The organism is Pseudoalteromonas sp. HL-AS1 (assembly GCF_031198785.1).
GTDB lineage: Bacteria > Pseudomonadota > Gammaproteobacteria > Enterobacterales > Alteromonadaceae > Pseudoalteromonas > Pseudoalteromonas distincta.
The window spans coordinates 777,364-800,136 of record NZ_CP133569.1 but is presented as its reverse complement, the minus strand read 5'-3'; the positions used below and the strand labels follow the sequence as shown (position 1 = coordinate 800,136).

The window sequence follows — 22,773 nt, the reverse complement described above, 5'->3', positions numbered from 1 at the left end:
CACAGGCTCAGCCTTGCCTAAACACCAAACATACTGATGAATTCAACCTAAAAAGAGAAACAGTCCTTAGCTAATAAGCGTTTCAAGTAAACTCAAATTAATAGGTTTAAGTAAAACTCGGTCAATATTTAAATCTTTTATTTCTCTTGGATCTGGCTCTGCTCCACTTACGATCACTAAGCGTAATTCAGGGTATCGCTCATTAATTTGCTGACCTAAGTCAACGCCACGACCATCAGGTAAATGCATATCTAACAATACCTTATTAAATTGCTGGTCGTGATTAAGTATTTGCAAACATTGTGCGCAGCTAGGCGCAATGACGGTTTCAACGCCTAAACTTTCTAAAAGTAGTTGCGTAATTTGCGCTGCATCGTGATCGTCTTCCACAAGTAAAAAGCGCTGCTTTTTCTCGGTTAAGCCATTACTACAATTTATATCTTTAGCTTGCGGTGCATGCTCTGGCGCTACCAAGTAATCTTGCAAACATTGATATAAAGCCGCGCTATCAACAGGCTTTGGTATTACATCGTTAAAACCAAGTGCAGCAAGCTCCTCATGTATGCCTTTCATCGTAGCGGCAGTGAGCGCAATTATTGGGCCTTTGTAGCCCATTTTTCTAAGCTCTATGGTAGCTTCCTTGCCGCCCATTACAGGCATATGAATATCAATAAAAATAATATCGTAAGGCGCTTTATACGCATCTGCTATGCGTACTTTTTCAAGTGCTTGCTGGCCATGTTCGGCATAATCTACGCGCGCACCACAGGTACTGATCATATGACCAACTAGCATGCGTAAATCACGTAAATCATCAACCACTAATACTCGCCCATGCACCTTGCATGGAGCCGATTTACTTTGTAGTTGTGGGGCACTACTAAAATTAAGTACTTGTCGTTCTACTTCGCTAATATCACCTGGATATACCGAAATCGTAAATGTAGAACCTTTGCCTATTTCAGAATGCAAACTAATATCACCGTGCATACGCGCTAACAATTCAGCACATATTGCCAAACCTAAGCCTGCGCCACCTACAGAGCGTGATTCTACATCGGCTATTTGTTCAAAAGGCTTAAATATAAGTTCTTGTTTTTCAGGGGCAATGCCCATACCTGAATCTTTAATGCTAAAAAATAGCATTTCAGTGTCATCAACCCATTGCGTCCACGCATTAACAACAATTTCGCCTTTATCGGTAAATTTAACCGCATTATTTATTAGATTTATTAAAATTTGACGAACTCTTGTTGCATCCAGTCGTGCAACTAGAGGTAATGGCTGATGAGATTCAAAGCGCAACGTAAGGCCCTTATCAAGCACCGATACGCGCATTAGCGTGTATACATCGGCAAGCATGCTATCAAGGTTAACTTCGCTTAGGGTAAGTTCCAGTTTATCGGCTGCTATTTTTGACAAATCGAGCACATCGTTTAACAAGCTCAATAAGTGTTTACCGTTTCGATAAATAACACCCAATTCATTTTCTGCTTGCTGACTAAAGTCGCTCTGCATTAACAGTTCGGTGTAACCTAAAATAGACGATAGAGGGGTACGTAACTCATGGCTCAAATGAGCTAAAAATCGATCTTTTGAACGATTTTCGGCTTCAGCTTTTAAGCGTTCAACTCGCTCACCTTCTACATCTTTACGCGCTAAAGCATAACGAATAGCACGCGCAAATCGGCTCGAGCTCATTTCTGTTTTTATTAAGTAATCAACGGCGCCCGCATCAAGCGCAGCTGAGTCTAACTTATCATTAGATTGCCCCGTTAACATAATAATAGGACCGCTAAAACCGTTGGCTATCGCTTTTTTTAAAACGCTTAGCCCGTTAGATGCACCTAAGCGATAGTCGAGCAAACAAATATCGTGCTCATTTTTACTCAGCTTTTCAATTGCTTGCTCTGGAGAGCTTATCCATTCTACATTAAACGTATGTGAATCTAATTGTTGTAAATAGTCGCAGGTGAGTATGTAATCATCTTCATCGTCTTCAACTAGCAGCAGCTTAGTCACTTTATCTAACATAGAATCTCCCTTTAATCGTTAAATGTTGATGGTAGCTCTACAAATTCTACCCAGTATTTTCCTAGCGTTTTCATCAAATCAACTAAGCCATCAAACGTTACTGGTTTAGTGATGTAAGATGCGGCACCTAAGTTATACCCTTTTACCATGTCTTCTTCTTGTTTAGACGTAGTTAATATAACAACCGGAATTCCCTTTAAGCTAGGGTTTCCTTTTATGGCTTCAAGCGCTTCACGGCCATCCATTCTAGGCATATTTAAATCAAGTAATATAAGTCCAGGACGCGGCGAAACTGCTTTGTCTTCAAACTTACCTTTACGTTCTAAATATTCAAGTAACTCGACGCCATCTTCAACAAAGTGAAGCTCGTTAAGTACACGACTTTCAGCAAGGGCATCTTGTGTTAACAAACGATCATCTTCATCGTCGTCTGCCATTAAAATAGTAATCGGTTTTACTTTTGAATAGGGCATTTAAGCCTCTCCTTGCAATGTGAAAAGCTCAGCTTCCACAGGTAGTTTTATGATAAAGGTTGCACCTTCACCGTCTTTACTTTGGGCTGTAATTGTTCCGCCATGGCGCTCTACAATACGCCTACATACAGAAAGGCCAATACCCGTGCCTTTATATTGTGAGCGTCCGTGTAATCGCTGAAACGGTACAAATATTTTATCGGCATAGTCTTGTGAAAAACCAATACCGTTATCTTCTATGGTAATAACTTGAAAACTTAAATGGGTATTATGATCAGAGCTGAAAATATCTTCATCTTGATAACTAATTTTTATGTGTGGGTTTACGTCGGGACGCCTAAATTTAACAGCGTTCGACAACAAGTTTAAAAACAGCTGCTGCATTTGGCTTTTATCGGCCTGAATAACTGGCAAATCATCTACATCAATTTGTGCTTCAGACTCTTTTATCGCTATCTCTAAATCACTTAATATATCAGCTACAACTTCATTTAAATTCGTGTCATCAAAATCTTTACCACGCGTTGTAATTCGCGAAAACTCTAATAAGTCGTTTATTAAATTAGACATACGCTGCGCTGCATTTTTCATGCGCCCAATGTAATCCATCCCCTTTTCACCCAGCTCGTCTTTAAACATAGTTTCGAGACGGTCACTAAATGCCTGGATTTTCCTAAGCGGTTCTTGTAAGTCATGACTTGCTACAAAAGCAAACTCTTCAAGCTCTCGGTTACTTCGGCTCAATTCATCTGAATATAATGTTAGCTCTTGTGTCCGCTCAGAAACCTTAATTGCTAATGTTTCGTTTTGTTTTTCAAGCTCAAAACGATATTGTGCTGCATTTCTTAAATTAAGGCGCGTCATAATAAACATACCAATAATCAGCAACCCACTGGTTATTGCTGTTATAGCGAATGTAATTTTAGCCTCATTTTTAATCTGTGCTAATTTAGAAAAATGGCTTACTTTAAAGAGTAATTCACGGTCTTGAATTTCATTAACATACTCTCTAATTTGCTTATAAAGCTTTCTTCCTTTATGTGTATTTAATACATACATCGCACGTCTTTCTTTGTCATCTAGCGCAAGGTTTACAGTTTGTTTTAATTCTTTAATTTTACTATCTACAAGAACTAACAACTGGGCTATACGCTCAGCTTGACCGTCAATCTCAGAGTGAAGCGACTTGACATGATCTGTTTGCGCCTCAATTTGCCCAATAGCGTCATAATAAGGCGCTAAATAGTCAGCCTCTTCTGTCAATAAATAACCACGCTGCCCAGACTCAGCCTGCACTATGGATAGATGCAGCTTTTCAATTGCTGTAGTTAGCATGCTAGTGTTGTCTAAACTTTTTTGGGTTTGTGTTAAGCCTTGAATCGTATTCAATGCTAAAAATGCGTTGCCCACAATAATACCTAGCACAACCACCATAAATGTTGCCCACGTAATATTAGCCTTACTTTGCTGTTTTTTCTTGCTCATTTAGCTTCCCGAATTAAAGTTTAGACAACACTTAATATTTATTGAGAGTCTGATATTTTTTGCAAACTTTCGCTGCACTGTTGGCAATTATTGATAATTTTATCAAGTGCATCTAACGCTTTTTCTTTTGGCATATCGTTTTCAAGTACCAATTTAATCAGCTCAGCATTCATCGAAATACGATTTAGCGGCCCTCTTGCATCGTGTACTAATTTATTGAGTTGCTCTGTTTGGTTATCGGATGTCATGCCCTTCCTCAAATCTATTTATATTCGCCAATACCGCCATATGCATTAAGGCGGTTATAAAGTGTTTTAGTACTAATACCCAGCATTTGTGCAGCAAGCGTTTTATTACCTTGCACCTTATCAAGCGTTGCATGAATAAGTTCTTTTTCAACTTCTTCAATTGTTTGCCCTGCTGATACAGGCTTTTCGGCAGCTTGATTATTAACGCGCGAAAAAGGTGACTCTAAGTTATCAGGTAAAATAATATCGCTAGTTTGTGGGTCGCTCATAATAAATGCACGGTGTATAGCATGGCGGAGCTCTCGCACATTACCCGGCCACTCATAGCTTTGCAGCTCTTTGAGCTGTGCGACAGTCCAACTAAAGGCAGTGCCGTTTTCGTCATTAAGTTGATCTAAAAAGGCTTTTGCTAATAAAGGTACATCTTCTTTTCTATCGCGAAGTGGCGGTATATCAATAGGAAAAACAGCCAACCTAAAGTAAATATCTTCACGAATAACATTATTTTGTGCCAAATCGGTAAGCGAGCGGTTAGTAGCTGAAATAACACGGCAATTGGTTGGTATTTCTCTGTTACCACCTACGCGTGTTACCTTTTTAGTTTCAAGCACTCGCAGTAAATTTGGCTGCATATCAATTGGCATTTCAGTTACTTCATCTAAAAACAAAGTACCGTTATTTGATTGCTCAAATACACCTTCTTTACGTGCAATTGCGCCTGTAAATGCGCCTTTTTCGTGGCCAAATAACTCACTACCAATTAACTCTTTTGAAAGTGCGCCACAGTTGCTAGCAACTAATGGTCCTTCGCACTGGCTTGCGTTATGAATAGCTTGAGCCACTACTTCTTTACCTGCACCACTTTCACCCATAAGCATCACGTTAGCATTTGTTTTAGCTACACGTTCAATCATGTTGTAAAGCTTTTGCATTGGCTCAGATTCACCAATCAAACCGCCAAAGTGGCGTACAATACCGCTCGACTTTGCTTTTTTAACTGCTTTTTTAGGGCCATTTAAAACGAGTTCTAAATCTTCACGTTGTAATGGTTTTAATAAATGCCCTACATTTGGCTCACACATATCAGCTAAAATACCTTTAACTGAAGGATGACCCGAAATAAGTGTAATTTTTGGAGATTGCCCAATCGTTTTTAAGTGATCAAGTAAGTGCAAACCGCTACCATCAGGCAGCATAAAATCAAGCAGCACATGATCAAACGCATTATTTTCAAACCATTGATGTGCTTCTTTTAAACTGGTAGCTGTGCTTATATTGTGGCCGAGGAATTCGACTATGTGGCAAACAACGTCACTAAATTCAACGTCGTCATCTACTAAAAGTATGTCTAACATGATAAATCCCTATGCTTTTTTCTTATTCTACGCATCCTTGATATTAATTTAAAGGTGCGCCCAGAATCTAATTTTTAAAATAAACTTAAGCGATTAAATGCTATTAATGTTACCAACCTAATATTTACGTATGCTGAAAAAAATCGATCATAAATTATGATTAATAATTAAAATCGTTTCTATTTATAGAATGGTAGCAACTATTATTATTAAAAACCTAAAAAAGGAGACGAAATGCAGCAATTAAAAACCTTAATACATTCAGGTATTAATATTGACCAAGGTACTCAATTTACACGCTTAACAGCTCGCGCCATTGTAATTAAAAATAATAAAATACTTTTAATGTATACAAACCGTTATGAAGACTACAGCCTACCCGGCGGTGGAGTAGATGACGGCGAAAGTATTGAACAAGGCTTAATTCGCGAACTAAGCGAGGAAACCGGTGCACAACAAATAAGTGTAGTTAAAGCTTTTGGACTCTATGAAGAGTATCGCCCTTGGTATAAAGACGATTTTGATATTATTCATATTAAATCGTATTGCTTTGTATGTAGTATTGCCGACGAGTTTGGCAAAGCGCAGTTAGAGCATTACGAACAGCAAAATGGCATGACTGCTAAATGGGTTGATATAAACGACGCAATTGCACATAACGAACGCACGCTAGCTAACAGCGAAAAGCAAGGGTTATCGCTCCTTCGTGAAACCTATTTACTCAAAAAGATTGCTAAGCAACTTTTTTAATTACGATTCACGATTAATTACTTATATGCCCCTTACCCTGCGTAGCTAACATCAGTTCAACTATTTACAGCTACGCATTTATACAGACCATTTTTGCATTAATATTTGTGTAATCTGAGCCGCGCTAATGCTCTCTCTTGGAATGTATTTTTGACCACACCACAAAGGCGAAAAACTACTATCACCAAGCGATTCAGCTCGACTTTTTAATGCCGTTATAGCAATACTTGCATAAGGAAATGGTGGCACATGTGCAGGCATTGCACCAAGCTCTTGCATAACGCGATTACAAACTCCTCTCGCAGCGCGACCTGAAAACAACGTAGTAAGCACGGTGCTATCTTTTTGTTGAGCTAAAATAACATCACGATGAAGCATTGACGTAGTCGCCTCATTACAGAGTAAATACGCACTCCCAACTTGTACGCCTGATGCGCCTAATGTTTGTATATGTGCTACATCATCCTCAGTTGCAATCCCACCAGCAGCAATTATAGGAACTGATAGGTGCGCAACACATTCTTGCACTAGTTCAGTCGTGCTTTTATGCAAACTTAAATCCATAGATAAAAAATGACCACGGTGTCCGCCCGCTTCTAAGCCTTGAGCAATAACAGCATCAGCACCATTATCAGCAAGCCATTTAGCTTCCTCAAAGGTTGTTGCGGTAGAAATGACTTTTGCCCCCCAACTTTTAATTTGTTCAAGCAAAGAAGGCGCAGGTAAACCAAAATGAAAACTTACCACTGCAGGTTTATAGGGCGCAATAATATCGATAACACTTTGATTTATTGGCTGTCGAGAAGCTTCGTCCACTAAGCTACTTTCAGCAATAGCATATTCATTAAAATAAGGGGCTAATAATGAATGCCATTGTTGTTTTTGCAGTTTGGTATATTGCAAAGTTGAATGGCAAAAAAAGTTAAGATTATAAGGCTTACTGGTTGAGCGGCTAAGTAACTCTAGCTGTTCGATAAGCTGCTGATTAGAGAGCATCGCACATGGTAATGAGCCAAGCCCACCTGCTTCACAAACACTCGCAGCTAAGCTGGCATCTTGCACACCTGCCATGGGCGCTTGTATTAGCGCAACTGAAATATCAAAAAGTGTCCGTATCATTTTATTCTCCATGTAATTTTTTCTGCAACTTGCATTATTTACAGAACATATCAGAAAACTAACTAAATAAAAAATCAGCACACTCACAAATAAAAAACAAAAACCAACAAATAACAATAGGTTCAGTTTAATTTTATATCTTTAAATAGTTGGCGTTCGGTTTGCAATATTACCTATACATAATTTGTAAGGAGATAGAAATGAGTAACACAGTTAAAACGATTAATCCCGCAACTGAGCAAACCATTGAAACCTATACACTACTTTCTCAAAAGGAAGCAGAACAGGTAATCGAAAAATCTCACGAAACATATTTAAAATGGCGATTAACGTCATTCACTGAACGTGCAAAATACCTTAATAAGTTAGCTTCACTCTTTGAAGATCAAAAAGAAGCTATTGCAAAACTCATGACCGAAGAAATGGGTAAAGTTTACGAGCAAGGCTTTCAAGAAGTTGAACTATGTGCAGGAATTTGTCGTTATACAGCCGAACAAGGCCCACAAGTACTTGCTGACGAAGAACGTGATATGGACGGCGGCCGCGCAATTATCAGCTACCAACCAACAGGTGTACTATTAGGTATTCAACCATGGAACTTTCCGCTTTATCAGGTAATTCGCTACAGTGCTGCTAACATCATGGCGGGTAACACAACCGTATTAAAGCATGCTGGTAATGTATTTGGCATGGCTGAAAAAATAGAAGAGCTATTTAAACAAGCTGGTTTCCCAGAGTATTGCTTTAACAATCTACTTATCGACGGCAAAACAGCCAGCTCTTTAATTTCGCACAAAGCAATTAGTGGCGTAACCTTTACCGGTAGTGATGCGACAGGTAAAAAAGTAGCAGAAGAAGCAGGTAAACACGTTAAGAAAACAGTGTTAGAGCTTGGTAGTAACGACGCTTACTTAGTACTTGATGACGCAGACCTAGAGCTTGCAGTTAAAACCTGTGTAACCGGGCGCATGATCAATAACGGTGAAACGTGTGTTTCAGCTAAACGCTTTGTGGTTGTAGAGTCACTTTACGATGACTTTAAAGCGCAAATTAAAGAGCAATTTGAAGCTATGAAAATGGGCGACCCAATGGCTGATGACACAGACTTAGGTCCAATGGCACGTGAGGATCTACGCGACGGTATTCACGACCAAGTAATGGAATCAGTTAAAGCAGGTGCAAACATAGTAACGGGCGGCGAAATACCTTCGCAAACAGGCTATTACTACCCACCTACTCTACTAGATAACTTAGCCCCTGGTATGCCAGCCTACGACGACGAATTATTTGGCCCAGTAGCTTCGCTTATTAAAGCCAAAGACAACGACGATGCAATGCGCATCGCTAACGACTCTCGCTACGGTTTAGGCGGCGGTATTTTCTCTAAAGATGAGAAAAAAGCCATTGAACTAGCTAAAAAGTACTTCGACACCGGCATGATCAACATTAACGGCTACGGTTTAGCACAACCTAACCTACCGTTTGGTGGTGTTAAAGAAAGTGGCTACGGCCGAGAGCACGGCGGCTTTGGTATGCGCGAATTTGTTAATGTTAAAAGCATTATGATCGCCAGCTAATTTAACTGCATAAATGAAATAAGTGTTTTAAATACAGATTCTTAATATGTGTTTAAAACACAAAAATTACTAAGCCTAAAAGTGGGTAACCACTTTTAGGCTTTTTTATTACTTTTAGAAAGTAATTTCAGGAGGCAGTACTTAGTTTTTAGTAAGAGATAGTACCGAGTTTTGGGTATATTCGTAGGTGCGATTTTACATCGCGCTTTTAATATGAGGAGTCAAAAACTACAAACATAGCCTTTAATGGGGAATAAATATCGTGCTCTAATTTTATATTTAATCGTAGACACTTATATCATCTAAGTGTTGAGTCGTTTTTTAATGCTCTAGCTAAATCATTTACTGCGGCCTGAACAACTAACCAAGAAATATCACATGTGTCAGCATCAGGGTACATTTTACTAGCCATTTGCTCATAAGGATGTATTAGATTACGAAAACCTCTAAGTGCATGAGAGAACTGCCTAACATCCATACCTAACCAACCTACGTTATGCGCCACATCAATCATTTCAGCTAGCTTCCAATGTGCGAAACTTTTTACTTTTCCTGACTTTGAATCTTTAGGCGCAGTACTACAAAGATTTGCTTTACCAGGGTTTCTTTGAAGAACTACTAATAACAATCCTTCAAGCATACTACCCATGATTATGATTGCTGAAAGGTGGGCTTTAGAATCGACGCAACGCTGGGCTTCTTCCCAACGTTCTACAAGTATCTTTCCTACTTCTGATTCAAGACCTAAAGCCATAAAATCAGGTGCAGGCATTGGAGAAAGTGAAGAAGTTTTTACATTTTCATCTGAAAAGTTAATATCAAATTTTTCAAACTTAGGTTCAAGACCTTCTAATTTAATCTTGAAACCCTCTACATAGAGGATTTCATTCAGTATGGTTAATGCACTTTTAATTTTATCTCTATCGCCTTTGTATTCTTTTGGTGATGAAAGACGCTTGAGAACAGCAGCTAATTGTTCACGATTACATTCTTTAAGCTTTTCATGTACCCACCACTGACGAGTTGAGCCATCATGGATAAATTGAGGTAATCCAGATCGCTCAAAAAAGCTTGTAATCTTTGAGCTAGAACGATATTCAGGATGGTTTTCTCCATTACCACAAATAAATTCAGCAATTCTATCTAGTGTACTGTCGTCCATGAGGTTCCTTAATGCATCAACAGCCAAGTATCTATACATTACAATCTAACAAATCTGATAACTTATGTCTTCTTTCACCTATAATTCAATTATCTGCTGAAATAAGTTAATTATTCTTCAATACTTCGAGTTTAAATATTTGTAGATGAAACTGAAGATTAGCGCTTAAATATAATTAAGTTCTAAGCTTTGATTAGTATGACTAGAGGCTATTATTGTTCCTCAAACCTCGGCACTTTTCGCTTGTCTGCCTTATTCATAGCAAGCTCTTGGATTTCTTCATGCTTATGCTCTGCCGATTTAGTTTCTAATGACTGCTGATTAGCATTCTCGTAAGAAAGCTCAGTAAGTAGTGCAAAGTGATCAGACCCATACTTAGCTAAACGCTTAATGCGTTTTACTTTAAAGCCTTCACTGTGAAATAAGTGATCGAGCGGCCAGCGCATAAAAAAGTAGCTTGCATGAAAGGTGTTATAAAAACCACGGCCTTTTCGAGGGTCTAAAAAGCCACTTATTTGCATAAACAAACGGGTGCTGCGCGACCATGCTACGTCGTTTAAATCACCGGCAACTATGGTAGGTCGTGTTGGGTTTTTAAGTGCTTTAGCCACCATTATTAGCTCTGAATCGCGCGGACGTGATGAGTCTTCCTCTGTCGGGCTTGGTGGTGCTGGGTGAATAAAGTGCCCTTGCATTTGTAGGCCTTCATCGTTTTCAAACAGAATATGAATTGATGGAATATCTTCTTCAATTAGCTCACATATTTGTGCATCGAGTATTTTAAACTTGCTGTATAAGTGCATGCCATAACGGTTGTCTTTAGGGCATTCTATGTAATACGGGTAATTTTTTTTAATGACTGATAATTTATTTTCCCACCAGCTATCGCTCTCAAGCGTAATAAGTAGGTCGGGTTGGTGCTCATCTACAAGGCTAATTAACTGCTCACTTTTATGGTTCGACATAAGTACATTTGCCGACATAATTCGTACGCTATGATCTATATGCTTAGGTGCGCTTTGCACTTCTTTTTTAGCAAGCCACGTATACGGGTAAATCCATTTACCTTGTAAAATCATTATAAGTAATGAGGTTAAGGCTATAAACACGTAACCTATTTCGCTACTTTGCCATAATAAAAACAACGATGTAACAGCTACAAAACTGGCAATATAAAAAACCTGTAAGCGCACAAAGTCGCAGCTACGCACTAAGTAGTGCTGGCTATACGACATAGGCAACAAGGTAACCAGTAAAAAAAAGCCAATAATTATAGCCAGCGCAATAAGCATTTTAATATCCTTATAAAGTTAATTTAGCGACTTAAAATTGAAAGTATCTCTCGGGTGTCGTGCACCATGTGAATAACTGTACGGTCTATTTCAATACTCACTGTACCATTATCCCTAGAGCGTTCAATCACTCTACCTCGTTTGTATAAATCACGATCTAAATAGTCGCCACGGTGGTAGCTTTTACTTAGCCCTGGTGGCGTCCATCCTGCGCGAATTAGCTGCTTAGCCTCTTTTTTAGAAAGGTAGTCATTGTCGTTGTGTTTATGAGAATGATGCTTATTATGGCCGTGTTTATGACCATGCTTATGTTTATGTGGTTTTGCGTCTGCGCTTATTGAACATAAAGCCAATGCTATTAGTGTTGTGTATGTTAGTGCTCTCATAGATAATCTCTAGCGTAATTAATAGCTAAAGGTTAACAAACACGGCTGAACATCATATGAAACAGCTTACACTTATTTAACGTTGTTTATATTGTGTTTTACAGTGGCTTCGCATAATAGCGGGATCGCGTAATTTTAAGTGTTTTGTTTTACGACCAGCATGGCGTTTACGCCACACTTTAAAACTGCCTTTTGAAATATGTTCGCGCATAAATACCACCAGCTGCGGGTATTTTAATCCGTATAACTGCTCTATTGCCTCAAAAGGGGTTCTATCTTCCCACGCCATTTCGATAATGCGTGACTGCTGCTCTGCGTTAAACATGGTATATCTCACAAAATTTAACTTATACGCTAGGTAAAAATACTTAGATCAATGCAATTAAGCTCAGTAACTGTATAATTGGCGTTCAATTTATGTATTTTAAAAGATATCGAATTTTTATTTATGCGCGCAATATTTCTGTTTTTAGCTTTAACTTTACCTTCATTATTACTTGCAGCGCCAAGTAAAGCCCTGCGCTGCGTAACAACTCACTACCCGCCTTTTACTATATTTGATGAGAAAAGCGAAACGTTCACAGGTTTAGATATTGAATACTTAACCTTTATTGAGCGTAATTTAAATCTTAAAATTGACGTAATTCATCTGCCATGGGCGCGCGTTAAAAAAGAAATGGCGCTGGGCTACTACGACTGCTATTTCTCTTTGGCCAATACAAAAGAGCGAGCAGAGTATTTAGATTTTACAAGCGTGCCCTTGCATACTACTAAGTATGGTTTATTTGCTTTAAACAAAGATAAATTGCTCACTGACGATTTATCAAATACCCCAATAGCAATGCTGCGCGGCGTTCCTGTGCCTGAGGTTATTGCTAAAAAGTATAACCTTGATGAGAATAATCTGCTTCGTTCACTTTCAACTAAAGACACTTTTGAGCTGCTAGAAAAAAATCGCGTTGAATACGCAATAACTAACTATCAAGCGGGTTTGTGGTACTCAAAGGAATATAAAAACGTATCCGCTAGGCAGCTCAATGAGTTTACGTTTCCTACTTACATTGCTTTTAAGCGTGGCGTAATAGATACAAAATTAGTTGATGAGCAAATAAAGCGTTTTAAAGCACAAACTCAATAATTAACACTGTACACGTTAAGAGATAACCAATGTTTACAAAACTACCAAAGTGGGTTGAATATGGCGCGTTTACGCTCGCATTTATAGCGGGCATAGTAAACGCTGTAGGCTTATTAGGATTTGAGCACCAGGCTATTTCGCATGTATCTGGCTCTGTTACTTTACTTGGTATTAAAGCAATAACTAATCCTAGTACTGCCTTATTGTTACTTTCAATAATTGTTAGCTTTATGTTGGGTTCGGCACTGTCGGGCTTTTTGCTCTCTGGTGGCTCATTAAAACTTGGTCGTCATTACGACACTTTGCTTTTTATTGAAGGATTGCTACTACTTGCGAGTGCTTATTTACTCAAAAACACATTCGTTTACGGCATTGTTTTAACGTCTGCTGCGTGTGGGTTACAAAATGCGCTAGCAACTAATTACAGTGGTGCAGTTATACGTACGACACATTTAACCGGTATTTTTACTGACCTTGGTTTAATGTTAGGTAAAGCGCTTAAAGGTGAGCAATTTGATACCCGTAAAGGCGTTATGTTTTTACTCATTATTGCAGGCTTTTTACTAGGCGGTATAACCGGCTACGTTTTATTTAAGCATTACTTAGTGCTGGCTTTGGTATTTCCTGCTGTGGCTTGTTTTGTTTTATCAATTACGTATCGGATTTATAGGTTACGTACGCTTTAACGCAACAAGTTTAAATGCATATTAAAACCGCATATTATAGAGGCAATGCAATATAGATTACTTTCAAGGAATGTATGAAACCTTATTTTTTGCCGCTGATATTACCCTTTAGCCACGCTGCGTTTGCCGATAATCAAAACAACGATGCAATAGAAACCATAACAACTACGGCATCACGTATTGAAGCGCTATCTACCCCACTCCCTTTATCAATAAGTACACTTAGTGAAGCGCAGCTAAATAGCATAGCGCCTACCCATATTGAAGAAGCCCTGCAACGTGTAGCAGGGGCTAATATTCAACGCGGAAATGGCCAAGAGTATTTACCCGCGCTTCGCTCACAAGTGCTTTCGGGCGCAGGCGCTTGTGGTGGCATATTAACCTTAGAAGATGGCATATCACTTAGAGCCGCTGGGTTTTGTAACATAAACGAGCTATTTGAGGCGCACAGCGAAATGGCACAGCGCATTGAAGTGCTAAAAGGTCCAGGCTCTGCACTTTATGGCTCAAATGCTGTGCATGGTGTTATTAATGTAATAACGCCCGACACCACACAAGGCGGTGGTTTAGTTGGCTTAGATTATGGCTCGTACGGTTATACTCGCTACAAATTACGCGCAGGACAAGATTACGGCAACAGCGGTATAGGCATTAACGCAAGTGTTACCGACGATAGCGGTTACCGCGATGACGAAAGCCTAGAGCAACAAAAAGTAAATATTCGCCATCGCTATTCAAATAATAATTTATTACTTACCTATGGGCTTACTTACACAAATCTTGATCAGCAAACTGCGGGATTTATTACGGGCTTTGAAAGCTATAAAAACGAAGACCTAGCGCAAAAAAACTTTGACCCTGACGCATTTAGAAAAGCACGCGCATTTAGAGCATGGAGCAATGCAACATGGCAATTAAATAACGATGATGTGCTCTCTACTACGTTATATTTTCGCGACCAAAGCATGGACTTTTTTAAGCACTTTTTACCCGGCACACCGCTTGAAACAAACAGTCAAACTGGTTTTGGCATACAATCGCTTTATCAACATAATTTACAAAGCAATGTAAAAGTAAACCTCGGGCTTGATGGCGAATACACGCAAGCCGACTTTACTCAAAGTCAAAATGAGCCCACTCAAGGTTCTGCATTTTTAGTTGCTACAGTACCCCAAGGTAAACATTACGATTACGATGTAAACGCCACGCTTTATGCTCCTTTTGCATCTATTGATTGGCAATTAAATAAGTGGTTACTTACTGCAGGTGTGCGCTACGAGCATATGCAGTACGACTACACCAATAATATGCTAGCAGGTAGAACAAAAGACGATGGCACAGAATGCAGCTTTGGTGGCTGCCGATACAGCCGCCCAGCGAGTGCTAAAAATAGTTTTAGTAATCTATCGCCAAAGCTTGGGGTTAGTTATCAGTACAATACAAATAACACGCTTTATGCGAACTTTTCTCGTGGTTACAGAGCGCCACAAGCGGCTGAGCTATACCAATTACAACGCGAGCAAACCACTGCAATTTTAAGCGCCGAAATAGCTAATAACGCAGAGCTGGGTATTAAAGGGATTTACGAAAAACTACGTTATGGTGTGTCACTTTACGCTATGAGTAAACACAATACGATTTACCGCGATAGTGACTTTTTTACGGTAAATAATGGCAGCTCTCGCCATCGTGGTATTGAGCTTGAGCTTGACTACCAGCTCACTAAGTCGCTTGCACTTAACTTTGCAGGCACACACGCAAAGCATACTTATACTAACAACCAAATACTTAACGGTTTAAATATAAACGGCAACGACATAGATACCGCGCCGCGTAATATTGCTAATCTCGATTTAACATGGCAGGCATTAAACAACGCGCAATTTGCTTTGCAGTGGCACCGCGTTGGTAACTACTACACCGACCCAGAAAACTTAAATAAATACCAAGGGCATGATGTTTTAAGCTTGCGCGCTCAGTGGCAAGTTACTAATCACCTTGAAGTGCTTGCCCGCATTATTAACTTAACTGATGAGGCTTATGCGGAGCGCGCCGATTACACCAGTTTCACCGGTGACAGATACTTCCCGGGTAGGCCTCGTAACGCGATGCTTTCGGCAACTTACACGTGGTAGTGCTTATTTAAGGGCTAAGCTGATTTAAGTCGCTCATGTATTTCATGGGCGACTTTTTCATTACCTTTTTAAACATAGTAATAAAAGCACTCACCGACTCATACCCTAATAACTCCGACACCTGCTGCACACTTTGCTTATCAGAAAGCGCTTTTAAGGCTGTAATTATATGCAATTGCGTACGCCATTTTCCAAATGTCATGCCTGTTTCTTTTTTAATTAACCGCGCTAATGTGCGCTCAGTTAATGCAAACTGCTTAGCCCATTGTGGTAGTGTTTTTCGGTTGTTTGGCATATTTATAAGCTGATCGCTCATGGTTTGAATTACCTCGTTTTTAGATAATACAAAATCAAGTGGTTGTACGGGCATTTCAATAAGTTGATCAAATAACACCTGCGCTAAACGCGCTGTTTTACTATTTAAAGTATAGTGCTGATTATGCCCAGCCAACTCACACATTAGCTCTTTAACCAGCGGCGTAATAGCTAACGTACAGGTATTTAGCGGCATACCGTTTTTACTACTATCAATAAATAAATGACAAAGCTGCGCGTTATCAGACGCCCTATTACTATGCACCTTTTGTGCTGGGATCCAAATTGCACTGTGCGTAGGCACCATCCACATTTTTGCCGACACTTCACACGTTACATAACCATGTAGCGCTAAAATTAATTGCCCTTTTGGATGGGTATGCAGTGGTATTTCGTGACTTGCATGGGTATGCTCTATTTTGGCTATTATGGGCTGCGCCATAGTTTCAAAATTTTTAATGTCGTCCCAGCCAATTGCATCAAACATAGTTTTGTCTGTTTTTAGTTATTTAATGTCATTATCTCTAAATTATAGTTTTTGCTAAGCCTTTATACTAGCGCCCATTAAGTATTAGCTTTAATGGTCTTCCCTTTTGTTAAATAACACACCTAAATCACGCTTTGCTGGCATATTACTTGTGCTTGGCATATTACTTATTGCCGCGAATTTACGCGCCACATTTACAGGTATTGCACCTGTGCTTGAACAAATTATTAATCACTTTGGGCTTAGCGCATCGCAAGCTGGTTTTTTAACAACATTGCCACTCATTGCCTTTGCGGTTGTATCGCCAATGGCCGCAACTCTTGCTAAAAAGCAAGGGTTAGAGCGCACCTTGTTTGTAGCTTTGTTATTTATACTTGCAGGGGTTGCAGCGCGGGTAATAAATACCTCAGCCATGCTTTTTGTGGGCACCGCTATTATTGGTGTGGGTATTGCCATTGCAAACGTATTATTACCAAGTTTAATTAAGCGTGACTTCCCTGCAAAGGTTGCGTTAATGACCTCAGCCTACGTGCTTACTATGGGCGTGGTATCGGGTGGGTTTTCTACTTTGGTATTTCCGCTGAGTCAGTTAAACGGATTAGGCTGGCAACTTGCGCTGGGCTCATCAGCCATTATTACTCTGGCGAGTATTATTGTATGGATGTCGCAATTAAGTAAGCACACAAAACCCGCGAGTATTGCTCAACACGCTAACACGCCAAAAAGTGTTTGGCGTTATTTACTAGCATGGCAAATTACCCTACTGCTGGGTTTAAACTCATTTTTAAATTATATAATTATTACGTGGTTACCAAGCATATTAACCGAAACCGGTCACTCAGCTACCCAAGCAGGTGCTTATCATGGGGCTTTTCAAATAGCGACTGCATTACCGGGTTTAATATTAATTCCGTTACTTGCCAAATTAAAAGATCAAAGCGCGCTTAGCTTTATTTTAGCCATGTTGAGTGCACTCAGTGCATTGGGGCTGCTTTACATGCCTAGCTTTGCTTTTGTTTGGACCCTAATGCTGGGCTTTTGCTCTGGGGCATGTTTTATATTGGGGCTGTCGTTTATTAGTTTACGAACTGACGATTCGCAACAAGCAGCGTCGCTTTCAGGTATGTCGCAAAGCGTAGGTTATTTGCTCGCGGCTATTGGTCCTATGCTAGCTGGTGTATTACACACGACTACGGGAAGTTGGAGTGCGCCATTATGGCTGTGCGCTATTGCCGGAGTACTGTGTGCATTATGTGGTTTAGGCAGTGGTAAAAACACCACTTTAGCTAAATCAGCTAACTAGCTGCTGTAACCACGAAAATAAACCAGACGAAGGTTTGTTGCTCGTATGTTTTTGCTCATAGCGTTTATTCGTTACTTCGCGCTGTTCACGGCGCTCTTGTGCTAAATTAGCTTTTGCAGCAAAACGCAAGCGCTGCTCTTGAGTAAGCTCATCATTAAAACTAATGGCTGTTTTTTTCACTGCTCGGCTGCTTTTAGGTGAACTACACATATTATTCTCCAAATGACTGACTTATAAGTAGACAGTCATTTGGTTTAATAAATTTCAAACCGCTTACTAAAAAGTGATTTTTTATCAGTATTACTAATTTTGTGGGGTTGTATCAAACGCAGGTACTTCGTGTAAGTCGCTCAACCAGCTCAATGTTGATTTAGCCCAAATTTGTGCTGTTGGCGTAAACTGATCACGCTGATCAACCGCACCAATACGCAAGCCATATACACGGTCAGCTTTAGCTTCGTTAGTTGCATAAAGTGTTGTACCACATGTGCCACAAAAACCTTGCGCACGCTTGTTACCACTTTGCGCTGTTTTAACAAACTCTTTTGGCTCACTTTGGGTAAACACGACCGAATTTGGCTCTGCAATTATGACTGCTCTAAATGGGTCGCTCGACATACGTTGGCAATCGCTACAATGGCAAACAAGTGCGTTGTTATTTTGAGACTTTGCTTGGTATTTAATTTCACCACAGTAACAGCTTCCAGTAATTTCCATTATTTAAATCCTTAATGCTTATGAAGATTGAGTCGAGATATAAGACCGGCAATATCGATTCATTATTTTTAAAATATAAAAAAACTGCTCGCCGGTTCATTTGTATGTTCGGTTAGATTTTTAATTTTTGAGAGTGATTTTCAACGTTGAACAAGTGCTAAAAACATGATCCGATGTTTTAAATAAAACAGCAATACCACGTTAAGCTAATAGCGTAACGTGGTGTGTTTAAGCTATCTTTTATGTGCGTTTAAATAATCAACAGCTAACAGGCTAAGCGCCTTAGTGCCTACTTTAAACGATGATTCGTCGGCATAAAAATAAGGTGAGTGATTACTAGCCACTGTATTTAAATCTTGCTCACTTGGTGTGCCGCCTAAAAATACAAATACACTCGGCACTTCTAATGCGTAAAACGAAAAGTCTTCTGCGCCGGTTATTTTTCCCATTTCAACTACGTTTTCATTACCTGCTGCTTTTTTAAGGCTAGGTAACATTTGCGCAGTTAACTTTGGGTTATTAATCGTTACCGGATAACCTTCGTGAATGTGTACCTCTGCAGTAGCACCTGACGATTTAGCAATGTGCGTGGCTGTGGTTTTTATTTTTTCAAATATTTGTGCTCGGTTATCCATATCAAAATTACGAATTGTACCTACCATTTCGACTTCTTCAGGAATAATATTATTACGTACCCCACCCGCTATCTTACCAAACGAGACAATAGCAGGCTCTTTGGTAATGTTGATTTGGCGACTAACAATATGATTTACGCCTGTTACTATTTGCGCAGCTGCGGCAATGGGGTCAACCCCAGTCCACGGTGCAGAGCCGTGTGCCTGCTTGCCATGTACTGTTATTTCAAATCGGTCTGCACTGGCCATTGCAGGGCCACTTCTATAGCCAATTTTACCGCTGTGCAAACTAGATGTTATGTGTAACCCAAAAGCAGCCTCTGGTTTGTATTGTTTAAATATGCCTTCTTTAAGCATTAACTCAGCGCCCCCCTCTTCCCCCTCAGGTGCGCCTTCTTCTGCAGGCTGAAATACAAACATAATATTACCGTGTAGCTCATCTTTCATGTTTGCAAGCACTTGTGCAGCGCCCATTAGCATAGCCACGTGCGTGTCGTGCCCACAAGCATGCATTATGCCTACATCTACACCACGGTAATTAGTGGTTTTAGTTGATTTAAAATCAACATCTGCTTTTTCAGTAACGGGCAGCGCGTCCATATCTGCGCGTAGCATTACTGTCGGGCCAGGCTTTGCGCCTTTTTATAGCCCCACAACACCTGTATAAGCAATCTCCGTTTGTACTTCCATACCCAGCGACTTTAAGTGCTTAGCGACAATACCTGCTGTGCGGGTTTCGCGATTTCCAAGCTCAGGGTTTTGATGAAAATAACGTCGCCAATCAATAACCTGCTGCTCTATCTTTTTAACTTGCTGATCAATGTTTGCATTGGCATTAAACGCACTAAGGGCAGCAAAGCCCAACGCTATTGAAATTAGTGATTTTTTCATCCTGTTTGTCCTTATTATATTTATTGGTTTTATAATATTGATGAGCACGAGCCCTTATGTATTATTGAGAACATAATTAGTTTGCTCTATAACCACTATTACTGAAGACTCTACAATAATCAATCCCATTTAAGCTAGATGCTCAACTATGAAGGGCCACTTCACTTTTCACTGGTTTTATCTATTTTTAGTTTAAAGGTTTAGCGCTAATTAAGCCTACCACTTTTGCTTTTGTTGATTTAAAAATGCCACTAAATAGTCCACCAACGCACGGACAGTCGGACTTAATAAACGTTGCGATGGGTAGAGTAAATTCACGGGTAATGGGCTTGGCACATAATTGCTATTCAAACTATATAATAAGAATAGCAATGCAGAACCTCCCCTTATGTTGGGGGTAATTATTTATACGCGTTAGCATTTTTAATGCTGTCAAAATCGTTAAAGCGCACGTTGTGCTGCGCCATTACTTTAAGTATTTTTTTACTTAGCATTTGGCGTAAATAAAACGGCTGATTTGGCACAAAATGATGGATGGTATGCGTTTTACCAAAGTTAAAACAAAATAAGTGAAACGGCATGAATAAACGACTCGTTAGCACATGAGTTTGTTCAAGCATGTTATTAACGCCACCATAGTAATGCATGCTTGAGGTAACAAAATTAAGCGAGCTTGAGCGAATAATATTAGGCACAATGAGCACAACCATTAAAAATTCAAACACATCCATTGTACTTAACAACCAACTAGGCGAATTTAGCGAAAGTGGTATAAATAAATCAACGATATGAAATACAATAACGCTATATAAAACAGCAAAATACGCAGTCGCTATCGGAAATCCCGCATTAAAAACACTCGAAAAACTAAAGCCATTAATTTCTTTTCTAAAACGTTTAGTAGAAATAACTAACCCTAATAACCCATCTACAATAACTAGCGCACGTAAAAATGGATTTTTAATACCGTTTCCCACCAAGCGTTCTTCTAGGTCTTGTTGTGTGCCTGAGGTTTTGTGATGGTGTAAATGCATTTTACGTCGGTACCATGGGCTAATAGTATTTGGCCGCATTAACCATACTGTTAGCATCATAAAGTTATGCATGAAAGGCTGATTACTAAAGTATTGTTTATGTATAAGGTCGTGCTCTAACTCATGGGAAATAGATGCAGCAATAGCCGCTAGTACTATGCATACCCAAGCAGGTATGATGGCTAAATAATATAAAACACCAACACCAATTAGTGCGCTAAGCGATAGCAATAAAATAATTAACCCTAAGGTATTTTGATGTGCAAGTAATGGGTGCTTTTGACGAAGTGATGCTTCCTCTGCCTTAATTGCTTTAACAATCGATTGAATGTTCTGTTTGGCACTTAATTGAGTCATATATAATGTCTTAAAAACCTTGTTGTACAAATAATACCTGAATTAAGCGCAACATCGGAATAAAGCAGGAATAATTATTGTAATACGATTAACTATTACCAATAGTTCAATTGCTTATTTATTCAATCGCATAACAATTTAATAGCACTCATAACCCAAAATATTCGCTTTATATATCAGCCCAAAAAGACTTAAAAAATTTACCGATGGAGTCTCCTTGCTATAAACGATTAATTATCAACCAGTTGTTTATGCAAATAAAAGAAAAGGCTTGCCGCCCCCTCTTTTGTTTGTATAATGCGGATACAGAATAAGAGGTATATAAGTATCCTTTTTATTTTAAGTGGTTTTTCTTTATCTTTTTATGCTTAAAAGATTAAAGAAAAATTATGCCAGCGTGATGAAATTGGTAGACATGGGGGATTCAAAATCCCCTTCCGAAAGGAGTGCCGGTTCGAGTCCGGCCGCTGGTACCACTTTTTGAACCTCAGCTAATTATTGGCTGAGGTTTTTTATATCTAAAATTTAACTAATAATTTAATACTAATTCGCTTTGCTAAGTGAACCACATTTAGGTAAAAAACGGTTTCGATAACAAGGTAAAACCTAGTTAAACTGAAGCAAAAGCTACAAGCCTTTCATTAAAGCCGTCAACGTGATTAGGAAGGTACATAAATCTAATTAGCATGCTAGTTATGCGTCTTGCTCTTGATTTGTTATATTCCCAATACGATTATTTAACTCTTCGTCACTAACATCTTCTTTGTGTGTACCAATGATCCATATATGACCAAATGGGTCTTGTAGCGTGCCGGTCCTATCACCATAAAACTGGTCATGTACGGGTCTTATTTCTGTTGCACCAAGCTCAATTGCTTTTTTAAATACGGTATCAACATCTTCAACATAAAGCATAAGGCTTAGCGCTGTACCACCGAGCTCTTTTGGGCTTTTTAAATGCTCTTCAGAACCATTATCTGAAAGCATAATATGCGAATCACCAATTATTATTTCTGCATGGGCTATTCCACCATCAGGTAAAGGCATTTGCATTACGTGTTCAGCACTAAATGCATCACAATAAAAATCTATCGCTTTTTGTGCGTCATTCATAATTAAATAAGGTGTAACTGAATGAAACCCTTTTGGTATTGCTGAGACTGCCATAATATTCTCCTTTACTTACGCGGTGAT

21 protein-coding genes, 1 tRNA gene and 1 pseudogene are annotated in these 22,773 nt (G+C 39.3%); 7 read left to right on the top strand and 16 right to left on the bottom strand.

Annotated features, from left to right (window positions below; genetic code table 11):
- Nucleotides 1–66: 66 nt before the first annotated feature.
- Genes RB214_RS03755 through RB214_RS03735 form a run of 5 tightly spaced genes read right to left on the bottom strand, consistent with a single transcriptional unit; the run spans nt 67 to nt 5,595 of the window.
- The gene (locus tag RB214_RS03755; protein ID WP_309168402.1) at nt 67–2,034 is read right to left on the bottom strand and encodes a response regulator; all 1,968 of its coding nucleotides are present in this window, start codon (nt 2,032–2,034) and stop codon (nt 67–69) included.
- Nucleotides 2,035–2,045: 11 nt separating this feature from the next.
- A complete protein-coding gene (locus RB214_RS03750) occupies nt 2,046–2,507 on the bottom strand; it encodes a response regulator (RefSeq protein ID WP_165743378.1) in 462 nt (153 codons plus the stop codon).
- The gene (locus RB214_RS03745) at nt 2,508–3,992 is read right to left on the bottom strand and encodes an ATP-binding protein (RefSeq protein ID WP_309168401.1); all 1,485 of its coding nucleotides are present in this window, start codon (nt 3,990–3,992) and stop codon (nt 2,508–2,510) included.
- Between the two features lie 38 nt (nt 3,993–4,030).
- Nucleotides 4,031–4,240 carry a histidine kinase gene (locus tag RB214_RS03740; RefSeq protein WP_039485081.1) on the bottom strand — a complete coding sequence of 70 codons (210 nt, stop codon included), beginning with the start codon at nt 4,238–4,240 and terminating at the stop codon, nt 4,031–4,033.
- A 14-nt stretch (nt 4,241–4,254) separates the two neighbouring features.
- Nucleotides 4,255–5,595: a sigma-54 dependent transcriptional regulator gene (locus RB214_RS03735; RefSeq protein ID WP_309168400.1), complete on the bottom strand. Its 1,341-nt coding sequence runs from the start codon at nt 5,593–5,595 to the stop codon at nt 4,255–4,257.
- A 234-nt stretch (nt 5,596–5,829) separates the two neighbouring features.
- On the opposite strand from RB214_RS03735, the gene RB214_RS03730 reads away from it, so the two are divergent.
- Nucleotides 5,830–6,345, top strand: coding sequence for an NUDIX hydrolase (locus RB214_RS03730; protein WP_024597244.1), 516 nt, complete (start codon nt 5,830–5,832; stop codon nt 6,343–6,345).
- A gap of 78 nt (nt 6,346–6,423) precedes the next feature.
- On the opposite strand, the gene RB214_RS03725 is transcribed toward RB214_RS03730, so the two are convergent.
- Entirely contained in the window at nt 6,424–7,464 is a 1,041-nt protein-coding gene (locus tag RB214_RS03725; RefSeq protein WP_309168399.1) for a nitronate monooxygenase, read from the bottom strand.
- A gap of 200 nt (nt 7,465–7,664) precedes the next feature.
- On the opposite strand from RB214_RS03725, the gene RB214_RS03720 reads away from it, so the two are divergent.
- A complete protein-coding gene (locus RB214_RS03720; protein ID WP_309168398.1) occupies nt 7,665–9,041 on the top strand; it encodes an NAD-dependent succinate-semialdehyde dehydrogenase in 1,377 nt (458 codons plus the stop codon).
- A 298-nt stretch (nt 9,042–9,339) separates the two neighbouring features.
- Here the strand turns inward: RB214_RS03720 and RB214_RS03715 are convergent, their stop codons facing one another.
- The 4 genes from RB214_RS03715 to RB214_RS03700 form a co-directional block, all read right to left on the bottom strand.
- A complete protein-coding gene (locus RB214_RS03715) occupies nt 9,340–10,203 on the bottom strand; it encodes a hypothetical protein (RefSeq protein ID WP_309168397.1) in 864 nt (287 codons plus the stop codon).
- A gap of 212 nt (nt 10,204–10,415) precedes the next feature.
- On the bottom strand, nt 10,416–11,495 hold the full coding sequence (locus RB214_RS03710) for an endonuclease/exonuclease/phosphatase family protein (protein ID WP_309168396.1): 1,080 nt from the start codon (nt 11,493–11,495) through the stop codon (nt 10,416–10,418).
- Between the two features lie 23 nt (nt 11,496–11,518).
- Nucleotides 11,519–11,881: a hypothetical protein gene (locus tag RB214_RS03705; protein WP_149593586.1), complete on the bottom strand. Its 363-nt coding sequence runs from the start codon at nt 11,879–11,881 to the stop codon at nt 11,519–11,521.
- A 76-nt stretch (nt 11,882–11,957) separates the two neighbouring features.
- A complete protein-coding gene (locus RB214_RS03700; RefSeq protein WP_024595124.1) occupies nt 11,958–12,206 on the bottom strand; it encodes a TIGR03643 family protein in 249 nt (82 codons plus the stop codon).
- A 123-nt stretch (nt 12,207–12,329) separates the two neighbouring features.
- Between RB214_RS03700 and RB214_RS03695 the strand changes: the two genes are divergently transcribed.
- From RB214_RS03695 to RB214_RS03685, 3 genes are all read left to right on the top strand, one after another.
- Nucleotides 12,330–13,019, top strand: coding sequence for an ABC transporter substrate-binding protein (locus tag RB214_RS03695; RefSeq protein WP_024595123.1), 690 nt, complete (start codon nt 12,330–12,332; stop codon nt 13,017–13,019).
- Between the two features lie 29 nt (nt 13,020–13,048).
- Nucleotides 13,049–13,705 carry a YoaK family protein gene (locus RB214_RS03690; RefSeq protein ID WP_138488600.1) on the top strand — a complete coding sequence of 219 codons (657 nt, stop codon included), beginning with the start codon at nt 13,049–13,051 and terminating at the stop codon, nt 13,703–13,705.
- Nucleotides 13,706–13,779: 74 nt separating this feature from the next.
- Nucleotides 13,780–15,840 carry a TonB-dependent receptor gene (locus RB214_RS03685; protein ID WP_309168395.1) on the top strand — a complete coding sequence of 687 codons (2,061 nt, stop codon included), beginning with the start codon at nt 13,780–13,782 and terminating at the stop codon, nt 15,838–15,840.
- Between the two features lie 7 nt (nt 15,841–15,847).
- Here the strand turns inward: RB214_RS03685 and RB214_RS03680 are convergent, their stop codons facing one another.
- On the bottom strand, nt 15,848–16,642 hold the full coding sequence (locus RB214_RS03680) for a helix-turn-helix transcriptional regulator (RefSeq protein WP_309168394.1): 795 nt from the start codon (nt 16,640–16,642) through the stop codon (nt 15,848–15,850).
- A gap of 106 nt (nt 16,643–16,748) precedes the next feature.
- Here RB214_RS03680 and RB214_RS03675 point away from each other — a divergent pair, with 106 nt between their 5' ends.
- Nucleotides 16,749–17,945 (top strand): MFS transporter, encoded by a 1,197-nt coding sequence (locus RB214_RS03675; protein ID WP_309168393.1) that lies wholly within the window; start codon nt 16,749–16,751, stop codon nt 17,943–17,945.
- Here RB214_RS03675 and RB214_RS03670 read toward each other — a convergent pair.
- From RB214_RS03670 to RB214_RS03655, 4 genes and pseudogenes are all read right to left on the bottom strand, one after another.
- Nucleotides 17,934–18,155 (bottom strand): hypothetical protein, encoded by a 222-nt coding sequence (locus RB214_RS03670; RefSeq protein ID WP_197098169.1) that lies wholly within the window; start codon nt 18,153–18,155, stop codon nt 17,934–17,936. The two genes, RB214_RS03675 and RB214_RS03670, sit on opposite strands and share 12 nt — an antisense overlap.
- Nucleotides 18,156–18,248: 93 nt before the next feature.
- Nucleotides 18,249–18,662 carry a GFA family protein gene (locus RB214_RS03665; RefSeq protein ID WP_309168392.1) on the bottom strand — a complete coding sequence of 138 codons (414 nt, stop codon included), beginning with the start codon at nt 18,660–18,662 and terminating at the stop codon, nt 18,249–18,251.
- Nucleotides 18,663–18,895: 233 nt separating this feature from the next.
- A pseudogene (locus RB214_RS03660) lies at nt 18,896–20,188 on the bottom strand (amidohydrolase).
- Between the two features lie 401 nt (nt 20,189–20,589).
- Nucleotides 20,590–21,579 (bottom strand): fatty acid desaturase, encoded by a 990-nt coding sequence (locus RB214_RS03655; RefSeq protein ID WP_309168391.1) that lies wholly within the window; start codon nt 21,577–21,579, stop codon nt 20,590–20,592.
- A 391-nt stretch (nt 21,580–21,970) separates the two neighbouring features.
- Here RB214_RS03655 and RB214_RS03650 point away from each other — a divergent pair.
- Nucleotides 21,971–22,055, top strand: a tRNA-Leu gene (locus RB214_RS03650).
- A gap of 217 nt (nt 22,056–22,272) precedes the next feature.
- On the opposite strand, the gene RB214_RS03645 is transcribed toward RB214_RS03650, so the two are convergent.
- Complete coding sequence (locus RB214_RS03645; protein ID WP_010553103.1) at nt 22,273–22,746, bottom strand: VOC family protein; 474 nt, start codon at nt 22,744–22,746, stop codon at nt 22,273–22,275.
- Nucleotides 22,747–22,773: the final 27 nt, after the last annotated feature.